Annotated in this window: 1 protein-coding gene; it reads right to left on the bottom strand. The window is 74.4% G+C overall.

The window, feature by feature from the left end; genetic code table 11:
* Window positions 1–42: 42 nt before the first annotated feature.
* Window positions 43–11,937, bottom strand: a complete 11,895-nt coding sequence (locus ACZ6JY_RS30655) for an SDR family NAD(P)-dependent oxidoreductase (RefSeq protein WP_469201018.1) — start codon at window positions 11,935–11,937, stop codon at window positions 43–45.
* Between the last annotated feature and the right edge of the window lie 28 nt (window positions 11,938–11,965).

Here is an 11,965-nt window from a genome sequence, read left to right as displayed (position 1 = left end):
ACCCTCCGTGGGCGCGTCGGGACGGCGTGGTCGGGACGGGACTCACGAGATGCCCAGCTCCTTGTCGATCAGGTCGAAGATCTCTTCGTTGGTGGCGGACTCGACGGCTTCGGCGGAGTCCGCGCCGCCGTCGGCCCCTGCGGCGGCCGTCGCCGGTTCGAGGCGGGCGAGGGCGCCGCGCAGCCGCCGGGCCAGGTCGGCGCGGAGCCGCGTCCCTTCGGTGCCCGCGTCGGCGAGTTCGGCCGCGAGCGCGTCGAGCCGGTCGAGTTCGGCGGTGCCCGGCGGAGCTGCCGGTGCGGAACCGGTGAGGAGCCGGGCCGCGAGGTGGCGGGCGAGCGCTTCGGGGGTGGGGTGGTCGAAGACCAGCGCGGCCGGCAGCCGTGTCCCGGTCACCGCCATGAGCCGGTTGCGCAGCTCAACGCCGGTGAGGGAGTCGAAGCCGAGCTCCTTGAACGGCCGTTCCGCGCCGATCAGGTCGGTGGATGCGTGGCCGAGGACGGCTGCCGCGTTGCCGCGCACCAGGTCGACCAGGACCCGGTGCGCCTCGGCGGGCGACAGGCCCGCCAACTGTTCGGCGAGCGAGGACGCGGCGGGCCCGGCCGTCGCCGCGGGTGCGGCGTCCCTGCGCGCACCACGCACGAGACCGCTGAGCAGTGGCGGCAGCGGGGTGCCCGTGGCGACCGTCGCGCGCAGCCTGGCCGTGTCGACGGCGGCGGCCAGTACGTGCGGCTGCGCCGCGGTCAGGGCCACGTCGAGGAGCGCGAGGGCCGCTTCGGTGGACAGGGCGCCGATGCCGCCGCGCGCCATCTTCCGTACGTCGGCGTCGGTGAGGTGCCCGGTCAGGGCGCTGCGCTCCTCCCACATGCCCCACGCGACGGACACGGCGGGCAGCCCTTCCACGCGGCGGTGTGCGGCCAGGGCGTCGAGCGCGGCGTTGGCGGCGGCGTAGTTGGCCTGCCCCGCGCCGCCGAGGAGGGCGGCACCCGACGAGAACAGGACGAAGGCTGCCAGGTCGTGCTCCCGGGTCAGCTCGTGCAGGGCGAGCGCGGCGTCCGCCTTGGGCCGCAGGACACGTGCGAGCCGGTCGGGCGTGAGCGCGGTGACGGTGGCGTCGTCGAGGACTCCGGCGGCGTGCACGACGCCGGTGAGCGGGTGCGCCTTCGGTACGCCCGCGAGGAGTCCGGCGAGCGCGGCGCGGTCGGTCACGTCGCACGCCGCGACGGTCACGTCGGCGCCCGCATCGCCGAGTTCCCGCACGAGCCGTTCGGCCCCCGGGGCGCCCATGCCGAGGCGCCCCGTCAGCAGCAGTCGGCGAACGCCGTGGGCGGTGACCAGGTGGCGGGCGACGAGTCCGCCGAGGGTGCCGGTGCCGCCGGTGATCAGGACGGTGCCCTCCGGGTCGAGGGGCGCGGGCAGGGTGAGGACGTTCTTGCCGATGTGCCGGGACTGGCTCAGGTGGCGGAAGGCCTGCGGGGCCTGCCGCAGGTCCCAGCAGGTGAGGGGCAGCGGCGTCAGGACTCCCCGCTCGAACAGGGACAGGACCTCGGCGAGCATGGCGCCGATCCGCTCCGCTCCGGCCTCCATCAGGTCGAACGCCCGGTAGTGGACGCCGGGGTGGTCGCGTGCCACCTCGTCGGCGTCGCGTACGTCGGTCTTGCCCATCTCCACGAACCGGCCGCCGCGCGGCAGCAGCGCCAGCGACGCGTCGACGAACTCCCGGGCCAGGCAGTCGAGTACGACGTCCACGCCCCGGCCGTCACTGGCTTCAAGGAAGCGGTCGGCGAAGTCGAGGGTGCGCGTGGAGGCGATGTGGCCGTCGGCCAGGCCGCAGGCCCGCAGCACGTCCTGCTTGGCGGGGCTCGCCGTCCCGTACACCTCGGCTCCGGCGTGCCGGGCGAGCTGGACGGCGGCCATGCCGACGCCGCCCGCCGCCGCGTGCACCAGGACCGACTGGTCGCGCCGCAGCCCGCCGAGGTCGAACAGCCCGTAGTACGCGGTGAGGAAGACGATCGGCACCGACGCGGCCTGCGCGAAGGACCAGCCGGCCGGAATCGGGGCGAGGGTGCGCCGGTCGGCGACTGCGGTCGGACCGAAGGCGCCGCCGAAGACACCCATCACCCGGTCCCCTGGCGTGAGGTCACCGACGCCCTCGCCGACCTCCAGGACGACCCCGGCGCCCTCACTGCCGAGCGCCGCCTGGTCGGGGTCGAGCCCGAGGGAGACCACCACGTCGTGGAAGTTGAGACCCGCGGCCCGTACGGCGACACGCACTTGGCCCGCGCCGAGCGGGGCGAGCGCCTCGGGCGCGGGCACGGTCGTGAGCCCGTCGACCGTGCCGTCCCCGGTCAGGGCGATCTGCCAGCCGTCCGCACTGTCCGGGGGTGGCACCAGGGTGTCCCGGCCGGGCCCTGCGGTCAGGCGCGGCACGAGCACCTCGCCGGCGCGCACGGCTGCCTGGGGTTCGCCCGAGGCGAGCGCGGCGGGCAGGGCGGCACGCGATTCCGGCCGCCCGTCCAGGTCCACGAGCCGGAACCGGCCGGGGTGTTCGCTCTGCGCCGTCCGCACCAGCCCCCACACGCCGGACCGCGTCCAGTCCGCCGCCGTCCGGTCGCCGGGCCCGGTGGACACCGCGCCCTGTGTGACGACGGCGAGGACGGAGCCGTCGAACCTCTCGTCGGACAGCCACTCCTGCACCAGGGCGAGGCACTCGGCACTGACGGCGTGGAACGCGGCGCACTCGTCCTGGCCGCCGTGCGCGGTCTCCGGCCGTGGGCAGTCCGCTACGACCAGGGCGGGTACGGGGCTGTCCGGCTCGGCACGCAGGATGGCCAGGTCGCCCCAACTGACCTCTTCGGTAGTGCTCTTGGCTTCCGGCGCGGGCACCCAGTCCACCCGGTGCAACCCGTCCCGGCCGCCTCCCGCGCGCCGCGCCGCTCCCGCCGCAGCGGGGCGCAGGGCGAGCGAACCGGCCGACAGGACCTCCTGCCCCGCGATGTCGTACACGGTCAGGGCGACGACTTCGGGTCCCTCGGCGGTGAGCCGGACCCGTACGGCGGTGGCCCCCGGAGTATGCGAGGTCACGTCGTTCCAGCTGAACGGCAGACGCGCGGTGTCGTCGCGGCCGGGCAGCAGGGCGGCAGTCTGTAGCGCGGCGTCGAGGAGCGCCGGGTGCAGACGGTACGCGGGGGCGTCGGCGTGCTGCCGCTCGTCCAGGACGAGTTCGGCGCAGATCTCGCCGTCCCGTGCCCAGGCGGCGCGGATGCCCCGGAACGTGGGCCCGTACGAGTATCCGGCGGCCGCGAACCGTTCGTAGAGGTCCTCGATGTCCACGGCCTCGGCCCCGGGCGGCGGCCAGGCGACGAAGGCGGGCCCGGCGGGCCGGGCCGCGGGTGCGACGGTTCCGGTGGCGTGGGCGGTCCACGCGGGCACGGCCCCGGACTCCGGCTCGCTCTCGCGCCCGGTCTCACGCTGGGTGTCAGGCTCAGCCTCGCGGTCGGTCTCACGGTCGGCCTCGCGGTCGGCCCGCGAGAAGAGGCCGAGCGGCCGTCGCCCATCCTCGTCCGGCGCCCCGAGCCGCACCTGAACGCGGACGGCACCTTCGTCGGGCAGCACGAGCGGTGCGGCCAGGGTGAGTTCCTCCACCGTGGCGCAGCCGGCTTCGGCGGCGGCGCGCAGCGCGAGCTCCAGGAAGGCGGTGCCGGGGAACAGGACGGTGCCCTGGACCGCGTGCTCGGCCAGCCACGGGTGGGTACGGCGTGAGAGGCGGCCGGTGCACAGGAGTTCACCGGTGTCGGCGATCTCCACGGCGGCGCCCAGGAGCGGGTGCCCTGTGGTCCCGAGCCCCGCGGAGGCGACATCCCAACTGGTGGTCGGGACGTCCAGCCAGAGACGGCGTTCCTGGAAGGGGTAGGTGGGCAGTTCGGTGGGGGTGGCCCCGGTGCCTTCGAAAGCAGCCGACCAGTCGACCGGAATACCGTACGCGTGGGCCTGCCCCGCGGCCAGCAGCATGCGCCGCAGACCACCCTCGTCCCGCCGCAGCGTGCCCACCACCACAGCATTTGCCCCGGCCGCCTCCAACGTCTCCTCGACCGCCATGGCCAGCACCGGATGCGGACTCACCTCAACGAACGCACCAAACCCCGCACCCGCCAAACCCCGCACAGCACCCTCAAAACCCACCGTCCCCCGCAGATTCGCATACCAATACCCCGCATCCATCACCGAGGTATCCAGCCACTCCCCCCTCACCGTCGACCACAACGGCACCCCGCCCTCGACGGGCGTAATCCCGCTCAGGGCGTCAGCCAACTCCTGCTCAATAGCCTCAACGTGCGCCGAGTGCGAGGCGTAGTCCACATCGATCCGGCGTGCCCGCACTTCCTGCCGCTCGCAGGACTCCAGCAACTCCTCCAACGCACCGCTGTCCCCGGAAACCACCACCGACGAGGGACCATTGACCGCCGCCACCCACAAACACCCCGGCCACCCCCCAACCAACTCGCCAGCCCGCTCCGCGGACACCGCCAACGACACCATCCCGCCCCGCCCGGCCAACCCCACAATCGCCCGGCTGCGCAACGCCACCACCCGCGCACCATCCGCCAGCGACAAACCCCCCGCCACCACCGCCGCCGCAATCTCACCCTGCGAATGCCCCACCACCGCAGCAGGCACCACCCCGAACGAACGCCACACCTCCGCCAACGACACCATCACCGCGAACAACACCGGCTGCACCACATCCACCCGCTCAAGCCCCACACCCGAGCGCACCACCTCCCACAACGACCACTCCACAAACGGACCAAGAGCCTCCGCACACTCCTGCATGCTTGCCGCAAAGACGGGAGACTCATCCAGCAGCTCCCGCGCCATACCCGCCCACTGCGCACCCTGCCCCGGGAACACGAACACCGTCCCCCCGGACACCGACGCCCGCCCCTCCACCACAAACGCAGACGGCTCACCCAACGCCAACGCCCGCAGCCCATCGCTTAGTTGCTGCCGGTCACCCACCACCACGGCCCGGCAGTCATGCACCGCCCGCGTCACCGCAAGCGACAACCCCACATCACCGACCCGCACACCCTCACCACACACCTCAAACAACCGCCCCGCCTGCTCCCGCAACGCCCCAGGCGACTTCCCCGACACCACCCACGGCACCGGCCCACACACATCAGCAACCTCAGCAGAAACCACCTCCGGCACCTGCTCCAGAATCACGTGCGCGTTCGTCCCGCTCACGCCGAACGACGACACCCCGGCGCGACGCGGAGCCCCGTCGGCCTTCCACTCGCGGGCCTCGGTGAGCAGCCGTACCTCACCTGCCGACCAGTCGACCTGAGGGGTCGGTTCATCGACGTGGAGGGTCTGGGGCAGCAGCCCGTGCCGCATCGCGAGGACCATCTTCATGACGCCGCCGATCCCGGCCGCCGCGGAGGTATGCCCGATGTTGGACTTCAGGGAGCCCAGCCACAGCGGCCGCCCCTCCGGGCGTTCCTGGCCATACGTCGCAAGCAGCGCCTGCGCCTCGATCGGATCCCCCAGCGTGGTCCCCGTGCCATGCGCCTCCACCGCATCCACATCCCCCGCCGACAACCCGGCATCAGCCAGCGCCGCACGAATCACCCGCTGCTGACTCGGCCCATTGGGCGCCGTCAGCCCATTGCTCGCACCGTCCTGATTCACCGCACTCCCCGCCACCACCGCCAACACCCGACGGCCATGACGACGGGCATCCGACAGACGCTCCAGGAGCAGGATTCCGGCTCCTTCGCCGAAGCTGGTGCCGTCCGCGCCCGCGGCGAAGGACTTGCAGCGGGCGTCGGCCGCCAGGCCGCCCTGGCGGCTGAACTCCACGAAGAGTTCGGGGCTGGACATCACGGTGACCCCGCCCGCGAGGGCGAGCGCGCACTCGCCGCGGCGCAGCGACTGCACCGCTGTGTGCAGGGCCACGAGCGAGGAGGAGCACGCCGTGTCGATGGTGAGGGCGGGGCCTTCGAGGCCGAAGGCGTAGGCGATGCGGCCCGACACGACGCTGCCGGAGTTGCCGGTGCCGAGGAAGCCCTCGACGTCCTCGGGGATGTGCGGAAGGAGCCGTACCGCGTAGTCCTGCTGCATCAGGCCGACGAAGACACCGGCAGGGGTGCCGCGCACCGCGGCAGGGTCGATGCCGGCGCGCTCGAACGCCTCCCAGGTGAGGGTGAGCAGGAGGCGCTGCTGCGGGTCCATGGCGATCGCCTCGCGGGGCGAGATGCCGAAGAAGTCGGGGTCGAAGTCGGCGGCACCGGTGAGGAAGCCGCCTTCGCGTACGTACGAGGTGCCGGTGTGCCCGGGGTCGGGATCGTAGAGCGCGTCGAGGTCCCAGCCCCGGTCGGCGGGGAAGGCGGAGATGCCGTCGCCGCCGGACGCGACGAGCCGCCACAGGTCGTCCGGGGTGCGGACCGCTCCGGGGAAGCGGCAGCCCATCGCGACGATCGCGATCGGTTCGTCCACGGCGGACGCGGCTGACGCGAGTGCGGGCACGGTGGACCTGGTGCCCGTCCCGGTGAGTTCGTCCCGCAGGTGCGCGGCGAGCGCCTCCGGTGACGGGTGGTCGAAGACCAGCGTGGCGGGCAGCCGCAGGCCGGTGGCGGTGTTCAGGCGGTTGCGCAACTCGACGGAGGCGAGGGAGTCGAAGCCGAGGTCACGGAAGGCGCGCGCCGGTACGACCGCGCCGTCGGAGGTGTGGCCGAGTACCGCGGCGGCCTGCGCACACACCAACTGGACGAGTGTGCGCAGGGCTTCGGCCTCGGACAGCGCGGCGAGACGCTCGGGCAGTGCGGTGCCGCTGCCTCCGTGGGGCGCGTCGGCGGCCGCGGCCCTGCGTACGGGCACGGGTACGCGTACCAGGGAGCGCAGGAGCGGTGGCATCGGCTCCCCCTCTGCGGCCCTGGCCCGCATAGCGCGCGGGTCGAGCCGGAGCGGCAGCAGCGCCGGGGCGGCGACGGTGAGGGCCGCGTCGAGGAGCGCGAGGCCCTCTTCGGTGGTGAGCGGCGGCATGCCCGAGCGGGCGAGGCGGCGCAGGTCGGCGGCGTCGAGGTGGCCGGTCAGGGCGGAGCGCTGCTCCCAGAGGGTCCAGGCGAGGGACTGCGCGGGCAGGCCGAGGGCGTGGCGCCGCTGGGCGAGGGCGTCCACGTAGGCGTTGGCGGCGGCGTAGTTGCCCTGTCCGGGGCCGCCGAAGGTGCCCGCGGCGGATGAGAAGAGGACGAAGGCCCGCAGCCCCTTGTCCCTGGTGAGTTCGTGCAGGTGCAGAGCGGCGTCGGCCTTGGGGCGCAGCACGGTGTCGACGCGGTCGGGCGTGAGGGAGGTGATGACACCGTCGTCGAGGGCGCCCGCGGCGTGCACGACGGCTGTCAGGGGGTGCCCGGCGGGGACCGTGTCGAGCAGTGCCGACAGCGCGTCCCGGTCGGCGGCGTCGCAGGCGGCGACGGTGACGTGGGCGCCGAGTGCGGTGAGTTCCGCGGTGATTTCCGTGGCGCCCGGTGCGTCCGGTCCGCGTCGCCCGGCGAGGAGGAGGTGGCGAACGCCGTGCCTGGTCACGAAGTGGCGGGCCACGCGGGAGCCGAGCAGTCCGGTGCCGCCGGTGACGAGGACGGTGCCGTCGGGGTCGAGGCCGACCGGGACCGGGTCGGTGGCGGGGACCTTGGCGAGGCGGGGGACGAGAACCGTGCCGCCGCGTACGGCGAGTTGCTGTTCCGCGGAGTGGAGCGCCGAGGTGAGCGTCGAGTCGGGGGCCGCGGTGACGGTCTCCTCTGCCGTGTCCTTGTCCGGGTCCGGGTCCGGGTCCAGGTCCAGGTCCACGAGGACGAAGCGGCCGGGGTGTTCGGACTGGGCCGAGCGCACCAGGCCCCACACGGCCGCGCGGGCCAGGTCGGCAGCGGGCGCGTCGCCGACGCCGCCCCCGGTGAAGACGGCCCCCCGGGTGACCAGGGCGAGCCGCGTGTCGGCGAGACGCTCGTCGGCGAGCCAGGTCTGGAGGGTTTCCAGAGCCCGGTGGACGGCGGCGTGCACTTCCTCCACGTCACCCGCATCACCCGCATCAGCCACGGGGGCGTCACCGCACGGGAGTTGGGGCAACACCACCAGCCCGGGCGCTGCCGTACCCGCGTCGAGGGCGGCGAGGAGGGCTGCGGTGTCGGCATAGGCGGTCGTCGTCGGCAGGCCGGTGTCGTCGGGGCCGATGACCGCCCAGTCGGCGCCCGCGGGGGCGGGCGGGCAGCTGACGGGAACCCACTCCACCTGGAACAGCGAGTCGTGGTGGGTGCGGGCCGCGGCGGCATCCGGTGCGGCCGGGCGCAGGGTCAGGGACTCCACGGAGGCGACGGGGCTTCCGGTGGCGTCGGCGACGTCGAGGGCGAGGGTGTCCGGCGCGGTCCGGGTCAGGCGGACGCGTAGCGCGGCGGCGCCCGACGCGTGCAGGGTCGCCCCCGACCAGACGAAGGGCATGCGGCCGCCGTCGCCCCCCGTCTCGTCGGCGGTGAGCCCGGTGGCGTGCAGAGCGGCGTCGAGCAGCGCCGGGTGCAAGGTGAACCGGCGGGCTTCCTGGTGGAGTTCGGGCGGCAGCGCTGTCTCGGCGTACAGGTCGTCGCCGAGCCGCCACGCGGCCGTGAGTCCCTGGAAGGCGGGCCCGTAGGCGAAGCCGCCCTCGGCGTAGCGCGCGTACATGCCGTCGAGGTCGACAGGGTCGGCGCCCGGCGGGGGCCAGGGTGCCGGGTCGGCGGCGGACGGGGCGGGGGCCGCCGGGGCGAGGATGCCGGTGGCGTGGCGGGTCCACTCCTCGTCGGTGTCCGGGTCGTCGGGCCGCGCGTGCAGGGCCAGGGTGCGGGTGCCGTCGGCGGCCGGCGCGCCGACGGACAGGCGCAGCACGACGCCTCCCTCCGGCGGCAGCGTCAGGGGTGCTTCGAGGGTGAGGTCGTCGACGCGGGGGCAGCCGGCGCGGTCGCCCGCGAGGACGGCGAGTTCCAGGAAGGCGGTGCCGGGCAGCAGGGCGTTCCCCTGGACGGCGTGGTCGGCGAGCCAGGGGTGGGCGCGCAGCGAGAGCCTGCCGGTGAAGAGCAGGCTCTCGCTGTCGGCGAGCGCGACGACGGCGCCGAGGAGCGGGTGCCCCGAGGGGTCGAGGCCGAGCGAGGAGGCGTCACCCTCGGGCGTACCGGTGTCCTCGAGCCAGTACCGTTCTCGCTGGAAGGCGTACGTGGGCAGGTCGACGCGGCGGGGGCGGTGCCGGGTGAGGGCGGCGTCCCAGTCGACGCGGACGCCGCGCACGTGCACTTCCGCGAGCGCGGTGAGCAGGCGGCACGGGCCGCCGTCGTCGCGGCGCAGCGTGCCGAGGGCGAGGGCGTCGGTGCCGACGGCGGCTGCGGTGTCCTGGAGCCCCGCGGTCAGCACGGGGTGCGGGCTGACTTCGACGAGCACGCGGTGGCCGTCGGCCAGCAGGGCGTGGGTGGCCTGCTCGAACTGCACGGTGTGGCGGAGGTTCTCGTACCAGTAGGCGGCGTCGAGACGCTCGGTGTCCAGGAGGCCGCCGGTGACGGTCGAGTAGATGGGCACGGCGGCCGGGCGGGGCGCGATGTCCGCGAGGGCCTCGGACAGCTCCGCGCGGATCGTCTCGACGTGCGGGCCGTGCGAGGCGTAGTCGACGGGGATGGCGCGGGCCCGTACGCCGTCGGCTTCCAGGGCGGCGAGGAGTTCGGCAAGGGCATCGGGGTCGCCGGAGACGGCGACCGACTCGGGGCCGTTCACGGCGGCGAGGGCGATCCGCCCGCTCCAGGGCGCGACGCGTTCGCGTACGCGGTCGGCGGGGAGCTGGACCGACGCCATGCCGCCGTGCCCGGCGAGGGACCGCAGCGCCCTCGCGCGCAGGGCGACGACCTTCGCGGCGTCGTCGAGGGTGAGGGCCCCGGCGACGCAGGCCGCGGCGATCTCCCCCTGGCTGTGGCCGACCACGGCCGCGGGCTCGACGCCGTGGGCGCGCCACACCTCCGCGAGGGAGACCATCATCGCGAACAGGGCGGGCTGCACGACGTCCACGCGGTCGAGGCCTGGGGCGCCGGGGGCGCCGCTGACCACGTCCAGGAGTGAGAAGTCGGTGTACGGGTCGAGGGCGTCGGCGCACTGCGCGATACGGGCGGCGAACGCCGGGGAGGCGTCGAGGAGTTCCCGTGCCATGCCGGGCCACTGGGAGCCCTGGCCGGGGAAGACGAAGGCGACGGCCTCGCCGGTGCGGGCCGTGCCGCGCACGATGCCCGGCGGCAGCGGGTCGGCGTCGCGGGCGAGCGCGTCCAACCCGGCGAGCAGTGTCTGCCGGTCCTCGGCGATGAGGGCGGCCCGGTACTCGTGCGCGGCCCGGCCGACCGCCAGGCTGTGGGCGATGTCCGGCAGGCGCAGGTCGGGGTGCTCGTCCAGGCGGGCGTGGAGTGCGGCCGCCTGGGCACGCAGGGCGTCGCCGTCGCGCGCGGAGACGACACAGGGCACGGGACCGGTGTGCTCATCGGCGAGGGGTGGTGTGTCGGCGGGCTCGGCCTGTTCGAGGACGACGTGGCCGTTGGTGCCGCTGACGCCGAAGGAGGACACGGCGGCGCGGCGCGGACGGCCTGTCTCGGGCCAGGGTGTGGTGTCCGTGACGAGCTTCAGCGCGCCCGTGGACCAGTCGACCTGCGGGGTGAGGTCAGTGCCGTGCAGGGACGGCGGGACCACGCCGTGCCGCATGGCGAGGACCATCTTGATGACGCCGCCCACGCCGGCGGCGGCCTGGGTGTGGCCGATGTTGGACTTCAGGGAGCCGATGAGCAGGGGCTGTTCTGTGGTGTGCTCGCGGCCGTACGTGGCGAGGAGTGCCTGGGCCTCGATGGGGTCGCCGAGCGGGGTGCCGGTGCCGTGGGCCTCGACGACGTCGACGTCCGCCGCCGCGAGGCGGGCGTGGGCGAGGGCCTGGCGGATGACGCGCTGCTGGGAGGGCCCGTTCGGCGCGGTGAGGCGGCTGCTGGCGCCGTCCTGGTTGACGGCGGAGCCGCGTACGAGCGCGAGTACGGGGTGGCCGTTCCTGCGGGCGTCGGACAGGCGCTCCAGGAGGAGCATGCCGACGCCCTCGCCCCATCCTGTGCCGTCGGCGGCGGCCGAGAAGGACTTGCAGCGCCCGTCGGCGGCGAGGCCGTTCTGCCGGCTCATCTCCACGAACGGCACCGGCGTGGACATCACCATGGCGCCGCCCGCGAGCGCGAGCGTGCAGTCGCCGTGCCGCAGCGCCTGGCAGGCCAGGTGGAGGGCGACCAGTGACGATGAGCAGGCGGTGTCGACGGAGACGGCGGGGCCTTCGAGGCCGAAGGTGTAGGCGATGCGGCCGGAGGCGACGCTGTCGGAGCTGCCGTTGCCGAGGTAGCCCTGGACGTCGTCGGGGACCTGGCGCAGGCGGACCGCGTAGTCCTGGTACATGACTCCGGCGAAGACGCCGGTGCGGCTGCCGCGCAGGGTGTGCGGGTCGATCCCGGCGCGTTCGAAGGTCTCCCAGGTGGTCTCCAGGAAGAGCCGCTGCTGCGGGTCCATGGCGAGGGCCTCGCGCGGGGAGATCCCGAAGAAGCCGGGGTCGAAGCCGGCGACGTCGTCGAGGAAGCCTCCCTCGGCGCTGTAGGTGGTGCCGGGGCGCTCCCCCGCCGGGTCGTGCAGGTCGGCCAGGTCCCAGCCGCGGTCGGCGGGGAAGGGCGTGATCGCGTCGGTGCCTGTCGACACGAGGTGCCACAGGGCCTCGGGGGTCCGCACACCGCCGGGGTAGCGGCAGCCCATCGCGACGACGGCGACCGGCTCCCGGTCCCTGGCCTCGGCCTCGCCGAGGCGCTGCTTGGTCCGGTGCAGGTCGGCGGCCACCCGCTTGAGATAGTCGCGCAGCTTGTCGTCATTCACCGTGCATCGTCACCTTTGGTACGCGGGG

Source organism: Streptomyces sp. NPDC046335 (assembly GCF_055587985.1).
The sequence above is the reverse complement of the archived record's forward strand: the minus strand, read 5'-3'. Positions and strand labels throughout refer to the sequence as shown.